At 70.4% G+C, this 21393-nt stretch carries 18 protein-coding genes and 1 pseudogene; 15 read left to right on the top strand and 4 right to left on the bottom strand.

Annotated features, from left to right (window positions below; genetic code table 11):
• The first annotated feature begins 181 nt into the window (after positions 1-181).
• Positions 182-1375, top strand: a complete 1194-nt coding sequence (locus tag QNA08_RS06540; RefSeq protein ID WP_283739881.1) for an EAL domain-containing protein — start codon at positions 182-184, stop codon at positions 1373-1375.
• A 79-nt stretch (positions 1376-1454) separates the two neighbouring features.
• Positions 1455-2333, top strand: coding sequence for a TIGR01459 family HAD-type hydrolase (locus tag QNA08_RS06535; RefSeq protein ID WP_283739880.1), 879 nt, complete (start codon positions 1455-1457; stop codon positions 2331-2333).
• Positions 2334-2390: 57 nt separating this feature from the next.
• On the opposite strand, the gene QNA08_RS06530 is transcribed toward QNA08_RS06535, so the two are convergent.
• On the bottom strand, positions 2391-2774 hold the full coding sequence (locus tag QNA08_RS06530; RefSeq protein ID WP_283739879.1) for a response regulator: 384 nt from the start codon (positions 2772-2774) through the stop codon (positions 2391-2393).
• Positions 2775-3061: 287 nt separating this feature from the next.
• On the opposite strand from QNA08_RS06530, the gene QNA08_RS06525 reads away from it, so the two are divergent.
• The 12 genes and pseudogenes from QNA08_RS06525 to QNA08_RS18975 all read left to right on the top strand — a co-directional run bounded on the left by QNA08_RS06525 (position 3062) and on the right by QNA08_RS18975 (position 17561).
• A complete protein-coding gene (locus tag QNA08_RS06525) occupies positions 3062-3502 on the top strand; it encodes a MaoC family dehydratase (RefSeq protein ID WP_283739878.1) in 441 nt (146 codons plus the stop codon).
• 216 nt (positions 3503-3718) lie between these two features.
• On the top strand, positions 3719-4723 hold the full coding sequence (locus QNA08_RS06520; RefSeq protein ID WP_283739877.1) for a bifunctional riboflavin kinase/FAD synthetase: 1005 nt from the start codon (positions 3719-3721) through the stop codon (positions 4721-4723).
• A gap of 80 nt (positions 4724-4803) precedes the next feature.
• On the top strand, positions 4804-6048 hold the full coding sequence (locus QNA08_RS06515) for a methyl-accepting chemotaxis protein (RefSeq protein WP_283739876.1): 1245 nt from the start codon (positions 4804-4806) through the stop codon (positions 6046-6048).
• Positions 6049-6346: 298 nt separating this feature from the next.
• Positions 6347-9358, top strand: coding sequence for an isoleucine--tRNA ligase (gene ileS, locus QNA08_RS06510; protein WP_283739875.1), 3012 nt, complete (start codon positions 6347-6349; stop codon positions 9356-9358).
• 2 nt (positions 9359-9360) lie between these two features.
• The gene (gene lspA, locus QNA08_RS06505) at positions 9361-9870 is read left to right on the top strand and encodes a signal peptidase II (protein ID WP_283740086.1); all 510 of its coding nucleotides are present in this window, start codon (positions 9361-9363) and stop codon (positions 9868-9870) included.
• Positions 9871-9953: 83 nt separating this feature from the next.
• Complete coding sequence (locus QNA08_RS06500; protein ID WP_283739874.1) at positions 9954-10628, top strand: hypothetical protein; 675 nt, start codon at positions 9954-9956, stop codon at positions 10626-10628.
• A gap of 258 nt (positions 10629-10886) precedes the next feature.
• The gene (locus QNA08_RS06495; protein WP_283739873.1) at positions 10887-12218 is read left to right on the top strand and encodes a M16 family metallopeptidase; all 1332 of its coding nucleotides are present in this window, start codon (positions 10887-10889) and stop codon (positions 12216-12218) included.
• Positions 12219-12270: 52 nt separating this feature from the next.
• Positions 12271-13557 (top strand): M16 family metallopeptidase, encoded by a 1287-nt coding sequence (locus tag QNA08_RS06490; RefSeq protein WP_283739872.1) that lies wholly within the window; start codon positions 12271-12273, stop codon positions 13555-13557.
• A 156-nt stretch (positions 13558-13713) separates the two neighbouring features.
• A complete protein-coding gene (locus QNA08_RS06485; RefSeq protein ID WP_283739871.1) occupies positions 13714-15039 on the top strand; it encodes a glucose-6-phosphate isomerase in 1326 nt (441 codons plus the stop codon).
• Between the two features lie 37 nt (positions 15040-15076).
• The gene (gene mutL, locus QNA08_RS06480; protein WP_283739870.1) at positions 15077-16912 is read left to right on the top strand and encodes a DNA mismatch repair endonuclease MutL; all 1836 of its coding nucleotides are present in this window, start codon (positions 15077-15079) and stop codon (positions 16910-16912) included.
• Between the two features lie 54 nt (positions 16913-16966).
• Positions 16967-17092 (top strand): annotated as a pseudogene (locus tag QNA08_RS19030) (AbrB/MazE/SpoVT family DNA-binding domain-containing protein); the annotation flags it as partial.
• A complete protein-coding gene (locus QNA08_RS18975; protein ID WP_340321714.1) occupies positions 17052-17561 on the top strand; it encodes a type II toxin-antitoxin system PemK/MazF family toxin in 510 nt (169 codons plus the stop codon). The pseudogene QNA08_RS19030 and the gene QNA08_RS18975, both read left to right, overlap by 41 nt.
• 38 nt (positions 17562-17599) lie before the next feature.
• Here QNA08_RS18975 and rsmD read toward each other — a convergent pair whose 3' ends face one another.
• The gene (gene rsmD / locus QNA08_RS06470; RefSeq protein ID WP_283739868.1) at positions 17600-18163 is read right to left on the bottom strand and encodes a 16S rRNA (guanine(966)-N(2))-methyltransferase RsmD; all 564 of its coding nucleotides are present in this window, start codon (positions 18161-18163) and stop codon (positions 17600-17602) included.
• Positions 18164-18173: 10 nt separating this feature from the next.
• On the bottom strand, positions 18174-19967 hold the full coding sequence (locus QNA08_RS06465; protein WP_340321712.1) for a pseudouridine synthase: 1794 nt from the start codon (positions 19965-19967) through the stop codon (positions 18174-18176).
• 87 nt (positions 19968-20054) lie between these two features.
• On the opposite strand from QNA08_RS06465, the gene QNA08_RS06460 reads away from it, so the two are divergent.
• Positions 20055-20483: a nucleoside deaminase gene (locus QNA08_RS06460; protein ID WP_283740084.1), complete on the top strand. Its 429-nt coding sequence runs from the start codon at positions 20055-20057 to the stop codon at positions 20481-20483.
• On the opposite strand, the gene QNA08_RS06455 is transcribed toward QNA08_RS06460, so the two are convergent.
• On the bottom strand, positions 20455-21393 hold the full coding sequence (locus QNA08_RS06455) for a patatin-like phospholipase family protein (protein ID WP_283739867.1): 939 nt from the start codon (positions 21391-21393) through the stop codon (positions 20455-20457). The genes QNA08_RS06460 and QNA08_RS06455 overlap by 29 nt on opposite strands.

Genomic DNA, 21393 nt, shown 5'->3' with positions numbered 1-21393 from the left:
CGCGCTTCCGGCCTTCCTCGCAGGGCTCGCCGGCGTGGGGGCGAGCGTCGGTGCCGTCGCGACGGCCCGTCGATCGCGCCGGACGACAGGCGATGCTGTGGCGGCGTTGCAGGGTATCACAGCGCGACTCCTCGCTCTGGAAGGGCGTGTCGCCCACGTCGATGTGCAAGCGGATCGCGCGGTGCGCGCGACGCTCGCCGAGCTGACGGCCGAGATCGGGCTTCTCGGCGGCCTCATGAAGGATGTGGCCGAGACTGTGGCGGCTCACGACCGGCAGCTCAATGCTCCCGGTGCCCAGTCGGCTCTCGCCGGGCCGGGCGCCCACCCGGCGCTGGCCGCTCCTGAAGGGGGTGATGCGCGCACCGTTCGGACGGCGGGGGGGGATCCTGCCGGCGCGCCGGCGCGCCGTCGCGAAGCCCTGCTCGGGGTGCGGCGCGAGAAATCGCCCGGCGGCGACGGGGCGCGCGTCGAGGCGATCGCCCGCGCGCTGGCCGAGGACCGGGTGGAGCTGCATCTGCAGCCCGTCGTCACGCTGCCGCAGCGCAAGATCAGGCTCTACGAGGCGTTGAGCCGCCTGCAGTGCGATGAGGGCGAGGTGCTCGTCCCCGCCGAGTTCCTCCCCGTGGCCGAGCGCCGCGGGCTCGTCGCGCAGCTTGATCAGAACGTCGTCACGCGCGCGGTGAAGGTGGCGCGCCACCTCGCCGGGCGCGGCGCTGAAGCGCTCGTGTCCTGCAATCTGTCGCCGGCGGCGATCGCCGAGACGGGTTTCCTGCGGTCGATCGTGCGCATCGTGTCCGCCAATGCCGACACGGCAGGTCGTCTCGTCTTCGAGTTGCCGCAGCGCACCCTGCGGCATCTCGATGCGGAGCGGGCCGGCGCGCTGGCGGAGCTTGCCGCTTGCGGGGTGCGCTTCGCCATGGACCACGTGACCGACCTGCGCCTCGATCCGCTCGATCTGGCGGAACGGGGCGTGCGGTTCGTCAAGGTGCCGGCGGCCATGATGCTCTCCGGTGCGGCGAACGGTGCCGCGATCGATCCGGCCGACCTTGCGGCGATGCTCGGGCGCGCCGGCATCGCGCTGATCGTCGAACAGGTGGAGACCGAGGCAGCGGTCGTCGATCTCCTCGACCTGAACGTGCCGCTGGCCCAGGGCTTCCTCTTCGCGCCGCCGCGTCCGGTGCGCGCGGAGGTGTTCGGCGGCCCGCGGGCCGGGCGCCCGGCGGCGCCTCCGGCGAGGGAGCCCGCGCCCAGGCCCGCGCGCCTCGCGGTGCCGTCCGTCCCCGTGGAGACCCCTCCCGTCATCATTCCGGCGGCGCAGGCCGAGGCGACCGAGCGGAAGCCTTTCCGCGCCTTCCTGCGTCGGGCGAGCGCGTGACACGGTGGAGTGCTTGACAGGGCGCGGGCGCGCCGGTAGCGCGCCTCGCAGCGCTCTCACGACCCATTTCGGTGACCACATGACCGGCCAGCCGGCCCCCGTTCCCGCCATCGCGGGCCTGTCCGCGATGGCGGGCGAACATGATCTCCTGCTCTGCGATGTGTGGGGTGTGCTGCACGACGGCACGCGTGCCTTTCCGGAGGCAGGCGAGGCGCTGTCCCGCTTCCGGCAGAGGGGCGGCACGACGCTGCTCGTGTCGAACGCGCCGCGTCCGAACGGCGAGGTCATCGACATGCTCGACAGGCTCGGGGTGCCGCGCAGCGCCTACGACGCCGTCGTCACTTCGGGCGACGTGACGCGCACCGAGGTTGCCGCGCGTGCCGGCAAGCCCGTGCATCACCTCGGTCCGCCACGCGATCTGCCCATCTTCACCGGCCTCGATGCACCGCTCGTCGCGCCGGATGTCGCGACCTATGTCGTCTGCACCGGCCTCCTCGACGACGACACCGAGACGCCGGAGGACTACCGCGAGACGCTCGCCGTGATGCTCGCGCACGATCTGCCGATGATCTGCGCCAACCCAGACCTGGTTGTCGAGCGCGGCAGCAAGCTCGTCTATTGCGCCGGTGCGCTGGCCGAGCTCTACGAGGCGATGGGCGGGCGCGTGAGCTATGCCGGCAAGCCGCATCGCCCGATCTACGAGGCGGCGCTGCGGCGAGCGGCCGAGATTCGCGGGGCGCCGGTCGACCACGGCCGCATCCTGTGCATCGGCGATGCCATCCGCACCGATGTGGCGGGGGCTGCCGTGATGGGACTTCCGGCACTGCTCGTCGCTCGCGGTATTCACGCGGCCGAGTTCTCGGGGAGCGACGGGAACATCGCCCGCGACGTGCTCGCCGCCTGGCTCGGCACGCAGACGCCCCGACCCGCCGCGGTGATCGACAGTCTGGTATGGTGAGATGACGCGGCCCTGCGAGGCACGCTGGAGAAGGCGCGATGACCCCTGGCGCGTCCGTCAGGCGCCGCAGACCTGCTCGATCTTGGCCTTGAGGGTCTGCGCGTTGAACGGCTTGACGATGTAGTTGTTGACGCCCGCCTTCTTGGCAGCGACGACATTCTCGGTCTTCGACTCGGCCGTCACCATGATGAAGGGCGTGTGATTCAGCGTCGCGTCGGCACGCACCTGCTGGAGGAGCTCGTAGCCCGTCATCGGCTCCATGTTCCAGTCGGAAATCACGAGCGCATACCGCCTTTCGCGCATCTTGGCCAAAGCGGTCGTCCCGTCCGACGCCTCGTCCACGTCCTCGAAGCCGATCTGCTTCAGGAGGTTGCGAATGATGCGCACCATCGTCTGGTAGTCGTCCACGACGAGGATGGGCATCGACAGGTCAACGGCCATGGTCAGGCTCCGGTGATCACCTCGAGACGCAGGCAAGCGGTCTCGCGGGAGGGCGCGAGGAAGGTTGCGTCGGCGGCTCCCGTGTCGTGTCGACACTAGGGCGAGCGCGTTGCGAAGCGGTTAACGGGGGTGGCGAAACCCCGGGGGGAACTGGCGGTCTACGGCGAAAGCAGCAGCCTGTCTGACCGAAAGTCGCATGGTCCAACGGCGGCGTGCAGGCTTAGATTGTTGCAATGCAACAACGAAGTGGCATCGTTCGGAGCGCCGCGGGGCGGGGAACGGTCGCAATGCGGGACGCCATGCTGCGCACATACTATTTCGAGGATCTTGCGCTCGGCATGCGCGAATCCCTGATGCGGACCGTGATGGCGGCGGATGTCACGAGCTTTGCGGACGTCACCGGTGACCGCAATCCGATCCACCTGAGCGACGCCTACGCCGCGCAGACGCGCTTCGGCCAGCGCATTGCCCACGGCATGTTCACCGCGAGCCTCGTGTCGGCGGTGCTCGGCACGCGCCTGCCGGGGCCCGGCGCCGTCTACCTGTCACAGACGCTGCAGTTCCTCGCGCCGGTGAAGATCGGCGACGTCGTCACGGCCGCTGTTGAGGTGGTGGAACTCGTCGAGAACCGCCGGCGGGTCCGCCTGTTCTGCGAATGCCTCGTGGACGGAAGTCCCGTGCTCGAGGGTGAGGCCTGGGTCTCCGTTCCCTCGCGCCGGCCGCGCTGAGGGGACCTCGGCCGGCAGCGCGGCAGGGGTGCTTCTTCACATCCGTGCTTGACCCCGCCTCGGCCTTGTTGTCAGGGTCCGCGCCGCCGGATCACGATGATCTCGGGTCGTGTCGATCCAGGATCATAAACGTGATCAATTCGAATAAGTTAGAGCGGGATGGGAGGGGAAGCCGGTTGCCACTTTTCCCCGTCCCGCTCTAGACGGTGATCCCGCATGCATATGGCCGACCAGGTTCCTCCCGCGATTCGACCGACGCCCTTCGTCCTTTGGCGGGGTGCCGGCACATTGCCCGCCGCCCTAGCGCGGCCGGTCGTCGCGATCGGCAATTTCGATGGCCTGCATCGGGGCCACCAAGCGGTGGTGGCCGCCACGCGGTCGCTCGCCGCATCCCGGGAACGGCCCGCTGCCATCCTGACCTTCGAGCCCCACCCGCGCCGGTTCTTCGGCCCCGACAGGCCGCATTTCTGCCTGACGCCACTGCCGGTGAAGGCGGCGGTGGCCGCCCGCCTCGGCCTGTCCGGCCTCATCGTTCTCGACTTCGACGCGGCGCTCGCGGCGACCGACGCGGGGGCCTTCGTCGACGATCTGCTCGTGCGCCGGCTCGACGTGTCGGGCATTGTCGTCGGGCACGACTTTCATTTCGGCAAGGGGCGCGAGGGATCGCCGGCCTTCCTCAAGGAACGGGCGGCGCAGCACGGCATTCCCGTGACTGTCGTGGCGCCGGTCGGCGACGGCGACGAGCCCGTGTCTTCCACGGCGGTGCGCCGCGCTCTGGAGCGGGGCGACGTCGCGGCTGCTGCCGATCTCCTCGGCTATCGCTGGTTCGCACGCGCGGATGTGCGCCATGGCGACAAGCGCGGGCGTACGCTCGGCTATCCGACGGCGAACCTGCGCCTGCCGGACGACTGTACACTCCGCCACGGCATCTACGCCGTGCGCATCGCGGTGGCCGGCGTCGTGCACGACGCGGTTGCGAGTTTCGGCCGCCGTCCGACCTTCGACAACGGCGCACCGCTCCTCGAAGTGCATATCTTGGACTTTGTCGGTGACCTCTACGGCCAAGCGGTGGATGTCGAGTTCGTCGGCTGGATCCGCGGGGAGGAGCGCTTCGCTTCCGTGGAGGCGCTGGTGGCGCAGATGGATCGCGATTCGGCGGCGGCGCGCCGTCTGCTCGCCGATGCGGCGATGCGCCGCGAGCCTCGCTCGTTCATCGGCTGAGGAGCGGCGGGCAGGCTCCACCCTTCCTTAACGGATTACCCGCAGGATGGTGGCCGATTGCCCCATTGCCGACTTTGCCGATGTCCCTGATCCGTTCGTTTCCCGCCTCGCTGGTGCGCAGCATCGCGGCCATTGGAGGGCTGTTCGCGCTCGCCACCGCGGCCCTCGTTGCTGCGCCAATGCTCGCTCAGGCGCTTCGATTGCCGGCTTACCTCACTGCCCTGCCAGTGGCGGGGGCGGTCGCGGCCCTTGCTGCCGCTTTCGTCCTGTCGGAGGCCCAGAAGCGGGCGCTGCTTATCGAGGAACTGGTGCGCCTCGCCCGGGGTGAATTCGCCGCGCCCGTACCGAGCCTCGGGGCCGGCTCCGACGGGATTGCGGCGGTGGTCGCGCTGGACGCGATCCGCCAGGAGCTCGTGGCAGGCCGCCAGCGCCAGGTCGAGAGCGAGAACCTTCGCCGGGACCTCGGCGAGAAGGCGGCGAGGCACGGGCGTGTCAACGAGGATCTGCGGCAACTCGTCGCCGCCTCGGTGATGCGGCTCGAAGAGAGCCTGCGCAAGCTCGCCGGCCGCGCGCGGTCCATGAATGACACCTGCACCACCGTCGCGGACGAGATGCGCGCCGCCATCCGGGCCGCCTCCCAGTCCACCGACGGCGTCCAGACAGCAGCGGCCGCCGCTGTCGAGCTGACGAGTTCGATCGCCGAGATCGGCCGACAGCTCACGCAAGGGTCGGGGATCGCGGCGCGGGCCGTGAAGGAGGTCGAGGAGACGAGCGCCCTCGTCGATGCGCTCGACCGGTCGAGCGCCAAGATCGGCGAGGTGGTCACGCTCATCACGGCGATCGCGGAACAGACGAACCTGCTCGCCCTCAACGCCACCATCGAGGCGGCGCGCGCCGGGGAGGCCGGCCGCGGCTTCGCCGTCGTGGCGCAGGAGGTGAAGGCGCTCGCCAACCAGACGGCCCGCGCCACCGAGGACATCCGCACCCAGATCGCCGCGATGCAGGAGGCCGCCGCACGGGCGGTCACGGCGATCGGCGCGATCACGGGCACGATCGAATCCATCGATCGCATGACGATGACCATCGCCGAGGCCGTCGACCAGCAGAGCAACGCGACGCGCGAGATCGCCCGCTCCATCGAGGCAGCCGCTTCCTCGGCCAGCCATCTCGACCAGTCGATCAGCGCCGTCGATCGCACGGCGCTGCAGGTGGGCGGGGCGACGCGCGAGATCGACGAGATGGCCCAGGGTCTGGTCGCGGAAGCCCGACGCCTGAAGGCGGATGTGGAGACCCGCCTCGCCGCGCCCGGGACGGCGCAGGTTTGATGAGGGGGATGCCGGCGGGCCGGGCGCCGACGGCCTTTATTCGCGCGTGCTCGGCTGCTAGAAGACCGGCATGACCGAGCCTGTGATCGTGGAGCGCGCGCGGTCGCGCCCGCACATATCGCGAATTAACGGCCCGGCCTTCGCTTAAGAGGCGCGAGGTCTCACCAGCAGACTTCGGCCGCGCGAGGGGCCGGGATTCTCAGCCGTCGGCGACAGGATGGTCGCAGGCGGCCCGATCGACCACATCTCGCACCTGTGCCGTCCGGTGTGACGGCGATCGCTTCGAACCGGCCGACCCATGACCGACACGTCCGTTCCCGCCCTTCAGACGCGCGACTATTCGCAGACGCTGTTCCTGCCCCAGACGGATTTTCCGATGCGCGCCGGGCTGCCGCAGCGCGAGCCGGAGATCCTCGCCCGCTGGCAGCGCATCGGCCTCTATTCCCGTCTGCGCCAGGCGGGCAAGGGGCGCCCGCGCTTCGTGCTGCACGACGGCCCGCCCTACGCCAACGGCAACATTCATATCGGCCACGCGCTCAACAAGATCCTCAAGGACATGGTCGTGCGCTCGCAGCAGATGCTCGGCCACGATTCCAACTACGTCCCCGGCTGGGACTGCCACGGCCTGCCGATCGAGTGGAAGATCGAGGAGGAATACCGCGCGCGGGGCAAGAACAAGGACGAGGTGCCGGTCGTCGAGTTCCGCCGCGAGTGCCGCGCCTTCGCCGAGAAGTGGATCGCCGTGCAGCGGGAGGAGTTCAAGCGTCTCGGCGTCGAGGGCGATTGGGAGAACCCCTATACGACGATGGCCTACGAGGCCGAGGCCCAGATCGCACGTGAACTCATGAAGTTCGCGATGACGAATCAGCTCTATCGCGGCTCGAAGCCCGTGATGTGGTCGATCGTCGAACGCACGGCTCTGGCCGAGGCCGAGGTGGAGTATCAGGAGCACACCTCCAACACGATCTTCGTCAAGTTCCCCGTCGTGGTCTCGGGGGTCGCGTCGGAGGCCGACCTCGCCGGGGCGAGCGTCGTCATCTGGACGACGACGCCCTGGACGATCCCGGCGAACCGGGCCGTCGCCTATCACCCGAACATCGAGTACGGGCTCTACCGGGTCACGGCGGCGCCCGAGGATAATTGGGCCCAGATCGGCGACACCTTCGTCCTGGCGACGAAGCTCGCCGACGAGGTGTTCAAGGCGGCAAAGGTGGATGCCTACGAGAAGGTGCGCGCGGTCGATCCGGCGCGCATCGGCTCCTGCGCCCATCCTCTGCGCGGCGTCGCCGGTGCCCACGGCTTCTGGGATTTCACCGTGCCCCTGCTGCCGGCCGACTACGTCACCGACGACGCGGGCACGGGCTTCGTGCATACCGCGCCCGGCCACGGCGCCGACGACTACAACACCTGGCTCAACCATCGCGCCGCCTTCACGGCGCCGCAGGACCAGGGGCTCGTGCCGCACACGGTCGGACCCGACGGGGCCTACTACGAGACGATCCCGCTCTTCGCCGGTGCTCGCGTCTTCGACGACAAGGGCAAGGAAGGCGGCGCCAACAGGCGCGTGATCGAGGCCCTCGCCGCGGCCGGCGCCCTCATCGCGCGGGGGCGCATGAAGCACCAGTATCCGCATTCCTGGCGGTCCAAGGCGCCTCTCATCTTCCGCAACACGCCGCAGTGGTTCATCGCCATGGACAAGGACATCCAGTCAGGTCCGCGCGGCGAGGCACGCGCCGGAGACACGCTCCGGCACCGCGCCCTCGAGGCCATCAAGCGGACGCGGTGGGTGCCGGCGGCGGGCGAGCGGCGCATCAACGGCATGATCGAGAACCGGCCCGACTGGGTCATCTCGCGTCAACGCGCCTGGGGCGTGCCCATCACCGTCTTCGTAGCCAGGCGCGACCTGCCGGAAAAGGGGCTCAAGGCGGGCGACGTCCTCAAGGACGAGAAGGTCAACGACCGCATTGCCGAGGCCTTCTTGGACGAAGGCGCCGACGCCTGGTTCGCCGACGTGGATGGGGCGCGCTTCCTCGCGCCAGACTACGATGCGGCCGATTTCGAGAAGGTCGACGACATCCTCGACGTCTGGTTCGATTCAGGCTCGACGCATTCCTTCACGCTGGAGGCGCGCGACGATCTCAAGACCAGGCGCAGGATCGACGGCGGCCACGATCAGGTCATGTATCTCGAGGGATCGGACCAGCATCGTGGCTGGTTCCATTCCTCGCTCCTCGAGAGCTGCGGCACGCGCGGGCGCGCGCCCTACGACATCGTGCTGACCCACGGCTTCGTCCTCGACGAGAAGGGCGAGAAGATGTCGAAGTCGAAGGGCAACGTCGTGGCGCCGCAGGAGGTCATGCGCACGTCGGGCGCCGACATCCTGCGCCTGTGGGTGGCCGCGGCCGACTATTCCGACGACCTGCGCATCGGCCCGGAGATTCTCAAGACCTTCGTCGAGACCTACCGCAAGTTGCGCAACACCATTCGCTGGATGCTCGGCACCCTCCACCACTTCCACGGGCACGATCTCGTGCCCGCGGCGAAGATGCCCGAGCTCGAGCGGCTCATGCTGCACCGGCTCGTCGAGCTCGACACCGTCGTGCGCGAGGCCTATGCCGCCTTCGACTACAAGCGCGTGGTCGCGGCGCTGTCGGCCTTCATGACCACGGACCTGTCGGCCTTCTACTTCGACGTGCGCAAGGACGCGCTGTACTGCGATCCCTATTCGAGCCTCAGGCGCAAGGCCGCACTCACGGTGATCGATCAGATCTTCCGCTGCATCACCATCTGGTTCGCGCCGATCCTCGCCTTCACGGCGGAGGAGGCGTGGATCGCCCGCTTCCCGTCCGAGACGGGATCGGTGCACCTCGAGCAGTTCCCGACCATTCCTTCGGAGTGGAAGGACGAGAAGCTCGCCGACAGATGGGCCCGGATCCGCCGCGTGCGCCGCGTCGTCACCGGCGCCCTGGAGATCGAGCGCGCGGCGAAGCGCATCGGCGCGAGCCTCGAGGCGGCGCCGGTCGTCCATATCGCCGACGCCGATCTGCTCGCGGCGCTGAAGGGCGTCGATTTCGCGGAGGTTTGCATCACCTCGGGCGTGCAGATCACCAAGGGAGAGGGGCCGGCGGAGGCATTCCGTCTCGATGATGTTCCAGGCGTCGCCGTGGTGCCGGCACTGGCCGAGGGGCGCAAATGCGCCCGCTCGTGGAAGATCTCGCCCGACGTGGGCAGCGACCCGGCCTATCCGGACGTGACCCCGCGCGATGCCGCGGCCCTGCGCGAGTGGGATGCCCGCAACGAGGCGGCGTGACCATGAGCCCGGCCCGCCTCGGTACGCTCGTCGCCCTCGTCACGCTCGTCCTCGATCAGGCGACCAAGCTCTGGCTCTATTTCATCGCCGACGTCCGGGCGTGGACCGAGCCGCTCGTGCTCGCTCCCTTCCTCGAGTTCACGCTCGTCTGGAACCGGGGCATCTCCTACGGGCTCTTCCAGCAGTCGACGGACCTCGGCCGCTGGCTGCTCGTGGTGCTCTCGATCGTGGCGGCGGTCGGCTTGTCCGTGTGGATGAGCCGCACGCCGGCGAGGATCATCGCCGTGGCGCTCGGCCTCCTCGTCGGCGGCGCGGTGGGCAATGCCGTCGACCGCGTGGCCTACGGGGCCGTGCTCGATTTCGTGCACCTGCACGCCGGCAGCTTCAGCTGGTACGTGTTCAACATTGCCGATGCCGCCATCGTTGCCGGGGTGGGCGTACTTCTGTATGACTCCGTCTTCCTCGAAAGGCGCCGTGCGGCGACCGGCGTGGGCGGAGGCGGCGGAGCGTGAGCGCGGGGCGCCTCACAATCGCCTCAAGCACGGTGCAAGCGATCCGGCCCAGGGCCGACCGCAAAGCGATATTGGACGGAGCCATGATGCGTCACGACGTGAAGACGAGCGGGTTTGTCGCAGCCGCTTCCCTCGCGATCGCGCTTCTCGCCGCGACCGGCGCGCAGGCGCAGGAGGGCGTGTTCATGAAGGACCTCCTCGGCAATCTCGGCTTCGTCGACAAGGAAGGCGAGCGTATCGATTATCGTGAGCGCGCGCCCCTCGTCGTGCCGCCGAAGCTCGGGCAGTTGCCGCCGCCCCAGGACGAGAGGGCCGTTGCCGCCCGCAATGCGGCCTGGCCGAAGGATCCGGACGTGCTCGCCCGCCAGCGCGAGGAAGAGGAGGCGCGCAAGCCCGTGCCCGTGAAGAGCGAGCGCGATCCTCGGCAGGGCGGCCGCCTCTCGCCGCAGGAGCTGCAGGCCGGCCGCCGCGTCGGGACGAATTCCGCCCCCGGCCCCAGGAACTGCTACGGCGACCAGTGTCGTGGCGACCATTGGGTCCATCCGGACGTGCTGAAGACGACCGGTGTCAAGAAGGAAGAGACGGCGAACATCGCCTACGGGCAGGAGCCCACGCGCGAGCGTCTCGTCGAGCCGCCGAAGGGTTATCGGCTTCCGGCGGCGAATGCGCCGCTCGGCTCAGGCAAGAAGGACCCGATCGTGCGCGTCGACGAGGCCGACCCGAAGGCCTATATCGCCGAGCAGGCGAAGAATCGCTGACGCTGGATCACTCCCGGGCGGGGTGGATGTTGCTTCGGCGGACACTCTGACGTTGTGAAAGTTGACCGCCCCCCGGCGAGCAGGCGTGGCGGGCGGTCGAGACAGGGCCCGTCCGGCCGCATCCGGTCGGGCCTGATCCGGGCGGGACGAGGGGTGGTCCCCTGCACCGATCCCACCGGATCGGTGCAGGCGTGCGCCGCGCGTACGCCGACGAGGCGGCGCAGCCAAGCGTCGCGCCCTTGAGCTGGAAGCTTGCCGATGATCGATTTTCCTGCCGTCGCGGGACTGAAGGCCGGGGTCGCTGCAGCGGCCGGGGAAGCGGAAGGCCCAACCGTCACGACTTTCACGCTCGGCAACGGCCTTGATGTCGTCGTCATCCCGGATCGGCGCGTGCCGGTCGCGACCCATATGGTCTGGTACCGCAACGGCTCGGGCGACGACCCGCAGACGAAGTCCGGCATCGCGCATTTCCTCGAACACCTGATGTTCAAGGGCACCGAGCGCCATCCGGCAGGCGAGTTCTCCAAGATCGTGGCGAGCCTCGGCGGGCAGGAGAACGCCTTCACGTCCTATGACTACACCGCCTATTTCCAGCGCGTTGCCAAGGAACACCTCGGCACCATGATGGCCTTCGAGGCCGACCGCATGACCGGCCTCGTGCTGGACGACGCGGTGGTCGATCCCGAGCGGGACGTGGTGCTGGAAGAGCGGCGCATGCGCGTCGACACGGACCCCTCTGCCCAGCTCGCCGAGGCCATGGCGGCGGCGCTCTATGTGCACCACCCCTACGGCACGCCGATCATCGGCTGGATGCACGAGATCGAGGGGCTGCGCCGCGACGACGCGCTCGCCTACTACCGGCGCTTCTACACGCCGGAGAACGCCATCCTCGTCGTCGCCGGCGACGTGGAGGCGGAAGGGGTGCGCCGGCTCGCCGAGGACACTTACGGCCGCATCGCGCCCCGCGGCGCGCGCCCCGAGCGGCATCGTCCCCGCGAGCCGGAAATCCGCGCCATGCGTCGGGTCAGCGTTGCAGACGCCAAGGTCGAGCAGCCGCTGCTGCAGCGGGCATGGCTCGTGCCCTCGTCGCGCACCCAGGCCGACGGCGAGGCCTATGCGCTCGAGCTGCTCGCCGAGATCCTCGGCGGCGGCCAGACCTCGGTTCTGTACCGCACGCTCGTTCTGGAGAAGGAACTCGCCGTGGGCGCGGGCGCCTACTATTTCTCGACGATGCTCGACGATGCCCGTTTCGGCATGCATGCGGCGCCGCGTCCGGGCGTGTCGCTCGAGACGCTGGAGGCCGCCATCGACGAGACGGTGGCCGCCTTCGTCGCCCGCGGCGTGTCGGCGAACGAGCTCACGCGCGCCAAGACCCGCGCCGTCGCCGACATCATCTATGCCCAGGACAGCCAGGCCCATCTCGCGCGCCTCTACGGCTCGGCGCTCGCCATCGGCGAGACGGTCGAGGATGTTGCCGCCTGGCCGACGCGCATCGAGGCGGTGACGGCTGACGCGGTGTACGAGGCGGCGACGCGCTTCCTCGACCGCCGGCGCGCCGTGACCGGCTACCTTCTGCCCGATTCCCCCTGAGAACGGTTGAGTGGAAGCGGCCACGGGCCGCCCGTCGACATCGGAGAGCCTCATGACTTTCGCCGCCGGCGCCACGACCGCCGTCTCCGCCTCACCGAGGATGATCGAGCGCGTCGTCTCGCCGGGCGGGATCGAGGCCTGGCTTGTCGAGGAGCACGCCGTTCCGCTGATCGCCATGGAGATCGCCTTCGTCGGCGGCGCGGCGCAGGATCCGGCCGGCAAGCACGGTGCCGGCTACCTGCTTGCGAGCCTTCTCGACGAGGGCGCCGGACCCTATGATGCCGACGCCTTTCAGGAGAAGCTCGCCGAGAAGGCGATCGAGCTGCATTTCACGGCCGACAGGGATGCCTGGCGTGGCTCGCTGAAGACCCTCGCCCGTCATGCCGACGAGGCCTTCGCGCTGCTGCGGCTCGCCCTCTGCGAGCCCCGGCTTGATACGGCTGCCGTCGAGCGCGTGCGCGCCCAGGTGCTCGCGGGTCTCCGCCACGAGGCAAAGGATCCCGATACGCTGGCAAACCGCGCCTTCTTCGCGGCCGCCTTCCCGAACCACCCCTATGGCCACCCCATCCGCGGCACGCTCGACAGCGTGGAGGCAGTCGGGCGCGCCGATCTCGATGACCTGCGGCGCCGCGGGCTGGCGCGCTCCAATCTCGTCGTCTCGGTCGTCGGCGCCATCGATGCCGCGACGCTCGCTCGCCATCTCGACGCGGTGTTCGGCGCCCTGCCGGCAACGGCCGACCTCGTAGAGGTGCCGGAGATTGCGCCGGACGGCCTCGGCAGCCGCACTGTCGTTGATGTCGACGTGCCACAGTCGGTCATCCGCTTCGGCGGGCCGGGGATTGCGCGGCGCGACCCCGATTTCATGCCGGCCTTCGTGCTCAACCACATCCTCGGCGGCGGTGCCTTCACCTCGCGCCTCTTCCAGGAAGTACGCGAGAAGCGCGGCCTGGCCTACGGCGTGTCGACGGGCCTGATGCCGCTGCGCCGGGCGGCTATGTTCACCGGCGGCACCGCGACCAAGAACGAGCGTGCGGCCGAATCGCTGGCCGTCATCCGCGAGGAGATCGGCAAGCTCCTGGCCGAGGGGCCGAGCGCTGACGAACTCGCCAAGGCCAAGCAGTATCTCATCGGCTCCTACGCCCTGAATTTCGATACCTCGACGAAGATCGCGAGCCAGCTCGTGCAGATCGCGCTCGAAGGGCTCGGCATCGACTATATCGACCGCCGCAACGATCTCGTGGCGGCGGTCACGGCGGAGGACTTGCGCCGGGCGGCGCAACGGCTCTACGGGGCCGGCGAGCTGCTCGTGGTCGTTGCCGGGCGCCCCGTCGGCCTCTGACGGCGCCCGCAGCGCCCGGCTATCGGCGCCTCGCCTGTCTCCAGGGGGGCGCCATGCTCCATGCGTGGCGAGGGGTGGCGGGAGGTCGTAGCGCCCGTTATCGTCCTTCCGACCCGCATTCGCGCGTTTCAATCCGACAACTGGACAGAGGGTGGCATGGGCTTCACGCAGTCGATCGACCTCGCGCTCGCTTCCAAGATCGGAGGCGACGGCCTTTCCGATACCGCGCTCGACGCGGCGCTCGTCGCCGTTGAGCGGGCGCTGGGCCGTCTGCGCGAGGAGCGCCGCGCCGGCAGGCTGCCGCTCCTCGCCATGCCGACGGCGACGGACGACCTGCCTGCGGTCACCGCGGCGGCCGAGCGCCTGTGCAAGGGGGCAACCGACGTGATCTTCCTCGGCACGGGCGGCTCCAGCCTCGGCGGCCAGGCGCTCGCGCAGCTCAGGGACTACGCCGTGCCGGCGCTGGGGCGCTTCGCCGAGGGGCCGCGCGTCCACTTCCTCGACAATCTCGATCCGCTGACCTTCGAGGGCCTGTTGCAGCGCCTGCCGCTCGCAACGAGTCGATTCGCCGCCATCTCGAAGTCGGGCGGCACGGGGGAGACCCTCATGCAGGCCATCGCGGTGCTCGGCGCCCTCGACCGGGCGGGCCTGCGCGCCATGGCGGGCGAGTTCTTCCTCGGCCTGTCCGAGCCGCAGAAGGAAGGCGCCAGGCGCAATGCCCTGCGTGCCCTGCTCGAACCGGAGGGCGCGCCGTTCCTCGACCACCATACCGGCATCGGCGGGCGCTATTCCGTGCTCACCAACGTCGGCCTGCTGCCGGCAGCGGTGCTCGGGCTCGACATCGCCGCCATCCGCCGCGGCGCGAGCCAGTCGCTCCAGGGCGTGCCCTCAGGGAGCCCGGCGCGCGAGATCCCGGCGGCCGTCGGCGCGGCCCTCAACGTCGCAGCGGCCCTGGAAGGCAAGGCCATTTCCGTCTTCATGGGCTACGCCGACCGGCTCGAGCGCTTCACGCGCTGGTGGGTGCAGCTGTGGGCCGAGAGCCTCGGCAAGGGCGGCAAGGGCACGCAGCCGGTGGGTGCGCTTGGTCCGGTCGATCAGCACAGCCAGCAGCAGCTCTATCTCGCCGGCCCCAAGGACAAGCTCTTCACAGTCGTGACGACGGGCGTCGCCGGCAAGGGGCCGAGCATGGATGCCGAGCTCGCTGCGCGCGCCGGCGAGCCGGGTTTCGCGGCGAAGACCATCGGCGATCTCGTGGCGGCCCAGGGGCTTGCCATGATCGATACCTTCGCCAAGAACGGCTGCCCAGTGCGCCATATCCACGTGCCGCGCCTCGACGAGAAGAGCCTCGGCGGACTGCTCATGCATTTCATGCTGGAGACGATCCTCACCGGCTATGCGCTCGGCGTCGATCCCTTCGACCAGCCGGCCGTCGAGGAAGCGAAGATCCTCGCCAAGAAGTATCTCGCGGAGGGGCGGGGCTGAGGCCTGCCCTGCGTCCGCTTCACGCTCGGAGCAGCCGATGGCCGTCCGCCGGCTTGATCCCGTTCTCGTCGATCGCATCGCCGCCGGCGAGGTCGTCGAGCGGCCGGCGGCGGCGGTCAAGGAGCTCGTGGAGAACGCCCTCGATGCGGGCGCGGGCTCCATCGAGGTCGTGGTCGAGGCCGGCGGCCGTCGCCTCATCCGCGTCACCGACGACGGCGCCGGCATGGGGGCGGAGGATCTCGCGCTCGCCGTCGAGCGGCACGCAACGTCGAAGCTGCCGACGGGCGATCTCTTCGCCATCGACACGCTCGGCTTTCGCGGTGAGGCCCTGCCGTCCATCGGTTCGGTGGGGCGACTGTCCATCGTCACGCGGGCGGAGGGCGAGCCCAACGGCTGGGAGATCGTCGTCGATGGAGGGCTGAAGGGGCCGGTGCGGCCGGCAGCGGCGCGGCGCGGCACGCGCGTGGAGGTGCGCGACCTCTTCCTCACGACGCCCGCACGCCTCAAGTTCCTGAAGACGGACCGGGCCGAGGCCCAGGCGGTCGCCGAGGCGGTCAAACGCCTCGCCATGGCCCACCCGGCCGTGCGCTTCACGGTCGCCGGCGAGCACCTGACGCCGATCGACCTGCCGGCCGAGGGCAAGGGGCCCGGGGCGCTGCTTCGCCGTCTCGGCCGTCTGCTCGGACCGGATTTCGCGCCCAACGCCTGCCCGATCGAGGCGACGCGCGAGGGCATCACCCTGCAGGGCTTCGCCGGCCTGCCGACCTATCACCGCGGCACGGCGGCGCACATCCACTGCACGGTCAACGGGCGGCCTATCCGCGACAAGCTCATCCTCGGTGCGGTCCGCGCGGCCTACATGGACTTCCTGCCGTCCGACCGGCATCCGGCGCTCGTCATCGCCATCGGCTGCGATCCGCGCGCGGTCGACGTGAACGTGCATCCGGCGAAGACGGAGGTGCGCTTCCGCGATCCCGGCCTCGTGCGCGGCCTTGTCGTCGGCGCTCTGAAGGAGGCGCTGACGCGCGCCGGCCATCGCGCGGCCACGACGGGCGGCGCCCGCACCCTCGACGCCTTGCGCCGGACGTTGCCGCCGCCGGGCCCGATCCTTGCCGCCCCGCCGGCTCCCGTGCGGGCGCCGCCGGCGGCCTCCTCCTTCTCAGGCTGGCAGGCGCCGTTCGCACCCGCCGGCACGGGTCTCGGGGAGGGCGGGCAGGCGCGCCTGCCCGATCTCGCCGCGCCTTCGGCCGACGCGCGCGCGGCGCTCGCCGAGCCGGAGCCCGAAGCGCTCGACCAGCCGCTCGGAGCCGCCCGCGCGCAGATCCACGAGAACTACATCATTGCGCAGACGCGCGACGGCCTCGTGATCGTCGATCAGCATGCGGCGCACGAACGCCTCGTCTACGAGCGGCTGAAGCGCGAGCGCGCCGCGAGTGGGATCGCCCGCCAGCTCCTGCTCATTCCCGAGGTGGTGGACCTCGACCCGGCCGATGCCGACCAGCTCGCCGCCCATGCCGGGACGCTCGAAAGCCTCGGCCTCGTCGTCGAGGGCTTCGGGCCCGGCGCGGTGGCGGTGCGCGAGGTGCCGGCGGCGCTCGCCGGCGGCGACATCAAGACGCTGGTACGCGATGTCGCGGATGCGCTCGCCGAATGGGGGCAGGCGGCGGCGCTCGAGGCGCGGCTCGACCACGTGCTCGCGACGATGGCCTGCCACGGCTCGGTACGCTCGGGCCGGCGGCTCAGGCCGGAGGAGATGAACGCCCTCCTGCGCGAGATGGAGGTGACGCCGCATTCCGGCCAGTGCAATCACGGCCGCCCGACCTATGTCGAGCTGAAGCTTGCCGACATCGAGCGGCTCTTCGGGCGACGGTAGGGCTTCGCGCCCCTCCGAGGCGGACTTGCATTGCGGGTCCGCAGGAGATCCGTCATGCGTGCCAGGATCATCAAGATCGGCAATTCCAAGGGCGTGCGCCTTCCCAAGCCCGTTCTCGAAGCCTCCGGCATCGGCGAGGATGTCGAGATCGAGGTGGAGAAGGGGCGCATCGTGCTCATGCCCGCCCGCCCGCATCTACGGGAAGGCTGGGCCGAGGCGATCGCGGCTCTCGGCCCGGATACGGAGAACCGTATGGAATGGCTCGACCTTCCGAGCGAATTGCTTAATGAAGAGTGGGCTTGGCCGGAAGATTTCGAATGGCCCGAAGAGCCTGTCGTTTCGACGTTTATCTCGTCGCCCTCGACCCATCAAAGGATCGGCAGTCGCCAAGACGCGGCCTTGCGCCGTTGTCTCGCCAGACGAAATGAACGGGCTCTTGTACACGCGGATCGTTGTGCCACTGACCTCGCAGCCGAAGGGTTACCCCCATCGCGTGCCGGTCGCCTTCGCCGGCGTGACGGGCGAGTTCCTGACGGATCACATCCGGAGTGTCGACAAATCCCGCCTCGTCCGTCGTGTGGGCATGCTGGATCGGCGGACGGCCGAAAAGCTCGCGGCGAAGCTGGTGGAGATGTTCGAATTCCGGTGAGGACCACGTCATGCCGCTTCAGTCGTGGCCCGCGAGCTTCAGGGTGAGGGATGGCGGCGGCCGATGAGCACCTGCGTGTCGCCGTATTCCCGTCGCTCCAGCTCCTCGAAGCCTTCGGGCAGAGCGAGCGCGGCGTCCGCCGCCTCCTCGACGACGACGAGTGCGCCTGGGCTGAGCCAGCCGCCGTCGCGGGCCGAGGCGAGCGCTTCTTCGGCGAGGCCCTTGCCGTAGGGCGGATCGCAGAAGGCAAGAGAGAAGGGTTCGAGCGGCGTCACCGGCCCGAGCCGCGTGGCGTCGCGCCGGTAGACGCGCGTCAGGCCCGCCGCGCCGAGCGCTTCCACATTGGCGCGGATGAGGCCGCGCGCCTCCGCGCCGTCGTCGACGAGGAGGGCGAAGGCGGCGCCGCGCGAGACGGCTTCGAGCCCCATGGCGCCGGTGCCGGCGAAGAGGTCGAGCACGCGCGCGCCCGTGACGGGATCGCCATAGGCATGCGCGAGCACGTTGAAGATCGTCTCGCGCAGGCGATCGGATGTCGGGCGGATGGCGTTCGTCCGCGGGCCGGCGAGCGCGCGGCCCTTGAAGCGCCCGGCGACGATCCTCATGGGTCCCGCCTCACCGCCGGCGGGGCTTGCCGGGACCGGCGGAGGGCTTGCCCGGCCCGCCTCTCGGCCGCTTCCCGGGCTCCCTGGTCCCGCGACCCGCCTTGCCGGCGAAGCTCTCGCCCTTGCGGCGGAAGCCGCCGGCCTCTGCGTGTCCGGCGCTCTTCGCGCGTTCGCCGGGGCGCCGCGGCTTGGGCTGCTGCGAGCCCGGTCGGTCGAACCCTCGGGTGGGCCGGCCTTCGGCGCCGCGCTGTGGCCCGCGTGAGGCCTCGCTCCGGCGGTGACGACTGCCGGGCGGAGCCTCCCCGCGTGCCGGGTGCGCGCTGCGCTCGCCCAAGCCTTCGCCACGCGGCTGGTGGCCACGCGGCTCGGGCTTCGGCTCGGCCACCACGCGCTCGACGAGAATGCGCCGGCCCTTGGGATCGGCCACGGCGCCGGCACGCATATGCGGCTTCTCCCCGCTCACGGCGCGTTCCGTACGGGCGTCCGCACCGCGGCGGGGCTTGCGGGTGCCGTGCGGCCGGGCGTTCTCCGCCTCCTGGTCGCGCCAGATGCTGCGCGTCGCGGTGCCGCGCTCGGCCTGGGGTCGCGGCGCCGCCTGCGCCGGATGCTTGCGTTCGCCCGCGTGCATCCGCTCGCCGTATACCGGGCGGTGATCGTCCCGGCGGCGTCCGCGATGCGAGCCGTGCTCGTCGCGCTCGACGGTCCGGCCGCGGCGCTCGTCGCGACCGCGGGCCGGCGCGGGCTCACGCACGCGGTTCACGGCGGGGGCCTCGAAATCGGCGCCGGCTTCGGCCGCGAGCTTGTCGCCGAGCTGGTCCTTGAGCACGCGGGTGCGCACCTCTTCCACCGCGCCCTCGGCGAGGTCGCCGAGCTGGAAGGGGCCGAAAGAGACGCGGATGAGCCGGTTCACCCGGAGGCCGAGATATTCGAGGATGCGCTTGACCTCGCGGTTCTTGCCCTCGCGCAGGCCGACGGAGAGCCAGACGTTGTCGCCCTGCTCGCGCTCGAGCTTCGCCTCCACCGGGCCGTAGTGCATCTCCTCGACGGTGACGCCCTCGGCGAGTCGATCGAGCTCTCCCTGTGTCACCGAGCCGAAGGCGCGCACGCGGTAGCGGCGCAGCCAGCCCGTGCCGGGATGGGCGAGCACGCGGGCGAGGCCGCCGTCGTTGGTGAGGAGCAGAAGCCCTTCGGTGTTGATGTCGAGCCGCCCGACGGAGACGACGCGGGGCAGATCCTCGGGCAGATTGTCGAAGACGGTCGGCCGCCCCTCCGGGTCGTGCGCCGTCGTCACGAGTCCGGCAGGCTTGTGGTAGAGCCACAGACGTGTGCGCTCCTTCGCCGGCATTGGCGCGCCGTCGATCGTGATCCGGTCCATCGGGCCGACAAGGATGGCCGGGGTGTCGATGATCCTGCCGTTCACGGCCACGCGGCCTGCGGCGATCATCTCCTCCGCGTCGCGGCGCGAGGCAACGCCGGCGCGCGCCATCGCCTTGGCGATGCGCTCGCCCTCGCGGCCCGGTGTTGCGGCGGCACGGCGCAGCGGCCGGTCGCCGCCGGTTCGCTCCGCCCGCCGCGGCCCGCCATGCCCGGCAAGGCGCGGCTTGCGGGTCTTCTGGTCGGCGCCCTTCGCCGGGCGCTCGCCGGCGAAATGCTTCGCGCCGGCCTTGTCGCGCCCGGTGGCCTTGCTCGCGGTCCCGTGGGGGCGGGGGCGCTTGCCGGCATGCTCGCCGGCGCGGGATGGTCTGCCGCCCGCGCGCCCGCCTTTGGCGGGGCGACGGCCCTTGTCTTGAGGCTTGTCGATCATTGCGCGGTGATAGCAGAGTGCCGGCGGCGAAGCGAGGGCGAGCAGGTGCAGGACGGCGCGGCGAAATCGACAATGCGGGTGGACGGCATGGAGGCGGCCTTCCGCGAGGCGCGGGCGGCGGCCACGCGCGGCGAGGTGCCGATCGGCGCGGCGATCGTGCGCGACGGCCGCGTGATCGGCAGCGCCGGCAACCGCACACGCGCGTTGAACGATCCGACCGCCCATGCCGAGATGCTTGCCATCCGCATGGCCTGCGAGGCGATTGAGGCGGAGCGGCTCGTCGACTGCGATCTCTACGTGACGCTCGAACCCTGCCCGATGTGCGCCGCGGCGATCTCCTTCGCGCGCATCCGCCGGCTCTATTTCGCCGCCTCCGATCCCAAGGGCGGGGCGGTGGAGAACGGCGTGCGCTTCTATGCCTCGCCCACGTGCCACCATGCGCCCGAAGTTTACGGCGGCATCCGCGAGAGCGAGGCCGCCGCGATGCTCAGGGATTTCTTTCGCGAGCGGCGCTGACGGGACGCGACAGCAGGCGCTCCAGGGCGCGCTTCACCTCGTCCTTCGCTGGCACAGCAGCGGCGAAGATGGCTCTCGCCTTGAAGAAGTCGAGGCCGCGAAAACCCTCTACCGCCGGGCGCACCAGCACGTCGGGCGCGCGGGCCTTCAGTTTCTCGGCGACTATGGCATTCTGCATGATGAGCGAGGCGCCGAACATGGTCTCGAACGGATCGGGAAGGGCAGGATGCGTCGCCCGCGGCGCGTCCACGGCCGTGCGCTCCCGGCGCGCGCTGCGGCGTCCCTTGGCACCGACCGGCATCGGCCCCCCGGTCACGTCCACAGCGACGATCACGTCTGCGCGGCCGATCAGATGCTCGAAGGGCAGGGGATTGACGGCGCCGCCGTCGACGAGCACGCGACCGCCGATTTCCACCGGCCTGACGAGGCCCGGAATGGCCATGGAGGCGGCAACGGCGCTGACGAGCGGCCCCTCGTCGAAGAGAACCTCCCTGCGCGCGTAATAGTCGGTGGCGACGACGGCGAGCGGCAGCAGCAGCTCCTCGAAGCGGTCGGGTACCGCAGCCGGCCAGAAGAGGTCGAGGAACTTCTCGCTGTCGATGAGCACGGGATTGCTGAGCACGCCGGACAGCAGGTGCGAGAGCCGCCCGACGCGGGCCTGCAGCAGCCGCGCGAGCACCTGGGCGCGGTCACGCAGCATGTCTGCGACATGGCCGTGGATCTCGCGGCCCGTCAGGCCGGCGGCATAGGCCGCGCCGATGATGGCGCCCATCGACGTGCCGGCGAGGGCGACCGGCTTCACGCCGAGTTCGTCGAACGCCTCGAGCACGGCGACGTGGGCGAGCCCCCGCGCGCCTCCGCCGCCCAGGGCGACGGCAACCGTCGGGGAGGGGGAAGAGATGGCACGCAT

The organism is Chelatococcus albus, from assembly GCF_030067675.1.
GTDB classification, from domain to species: Bacteria; Pseudomonadota; Alphaproteobacteria; order Rhizobiales; family Beijerinckiaceae; genus Chelatococcus_A; species Chelatococcus_A albus.
This window is presented reverse-complemented; position numbering and strand designations above follow the sequence as displayed.

Excerpts from the sequence above, each read along its gene's own strand:
- ileS (WP_283739875.1), top strand. The coding sequence starts at position 6,347 with ATGACCGACACGTCCGTTCCCGCCCTTCAGACGCGCGACTATTCGCAG.
- QNA08_RS06455 (WP_283739867.1), bottom strand. The coding sequence starts at position 21,393 with ATGCGTGCCATCTCTTCCCCCTCCCCGACGGTTGCCGTCGCCCTGGGC.
- QNA08_RS18975 (WP_340321714.1), top strand. The coding sequence starts at position 17,052 with ATGTCGAGATCGAGGTGGAGAAGGGGCGCATCGTGCTCATGCCCGCCC.
- QNA08_RS06460 (WP_283740084.1), top strand. The coding sequence starts at position 20,055 with ATGGAGGCGGCCTTCCGCGAGGCGCGGGCGGCGGCCACGCGCGGCGAG.
- QNA08_RS06490 (WP_283739872.1), top strand. The coding sequence starts at position 12,271 with ATGACTTTCGCCGCCGGCGCCACGACCGCCGTCTCCGCCTCACCGAGG.
- QNA08_RS06495 (WP_283739873.1), top strand. The coding sequence starts at position 10,887 with ATGATCGATTTTCCTGCCGTCGCGGGACTGAAGGCCGGGGTCGCTGCA.
- QNA08_RS06520 (WP_283739877.1), top strand. The coding sequence starts at position 3,719 with ATGCATATGGCCGACCAGGTTCCTCCCGCGATTCGACCGACGCCCTTC.
- QNA08_RS06485 (WP_283739871.1), top strand. The coding sequence starts at position 13,714 with ATGGGCTTCACGCAGTCGATCGACCTCGCGCTCGCTTCCAAGATCGGA.
- lspA (WP_283740086.1), top strand. The coding sequence starts at position 9,361 with ATGAGCCCGGCCCGCCTCGGTACGCTCGTCGCCCTCGTCACGCTCGTC.
- QNA08_RS06465 (WP_340321712.1), bottom strand. The coding sequence starts at position 19,967 with ATGATCGACAAGCCTCAAGACAAGGGCCGTCGCCCCGCCAAAGGCGGG.
- mutL (WP_283739870.1), top strand. The coding sequence starts at position 15,077 with ATGGCCGTCCGCCGGCTTGATCCCGTTCTCGTCGATCGCATCGCCGCC.
- QNA08_RS06530 (WP_283739879.1), bottom strand. The coding sequence starts at position 2,774 with ATGGCCGTTGACCTGTCGATGCCCATCCTCGTCGTGGACGACTACCAG.
- QNA08_RS06525 (WP_283739878.1), top strand. The coding sequence starts at position 3,062 with ATGCGGGACGCCATGCTGCGCACATACTATTTCGAGGATCTTGCGCTC.
- QNA08_RS06535 (WP_283739880.1), top strand. The coding sequence starts at position 1,455 with ATGACCGGCCAGCCGGCCCCCGTTCCCGCCATCGCGGGCCTGTCCGCG.
- rsmD (WP_283739868.1), bottom strand. The coding sequence starts at position 18,163 with ATGAGGATCGTCGCCGGGCGCTTCAAGGGCCGCGCGCTCGCCGGCCCG.
- QNA08_RS06500 (WP_283739874.1), top strand. The coding sequence starts at position 9,954 with ATGATGCGTCACGACGTGAAGACGAGCGGGTTTGTCGCAGCCGCTTCC.
- QNA08_RS06515 (WP_283739876.1), top strand. The coding sequence starts at position 4,804 with ATGTCCCTGATCCGTTCGTTTCCCGCCTCGCTGGTGCGCAGCATCGCG.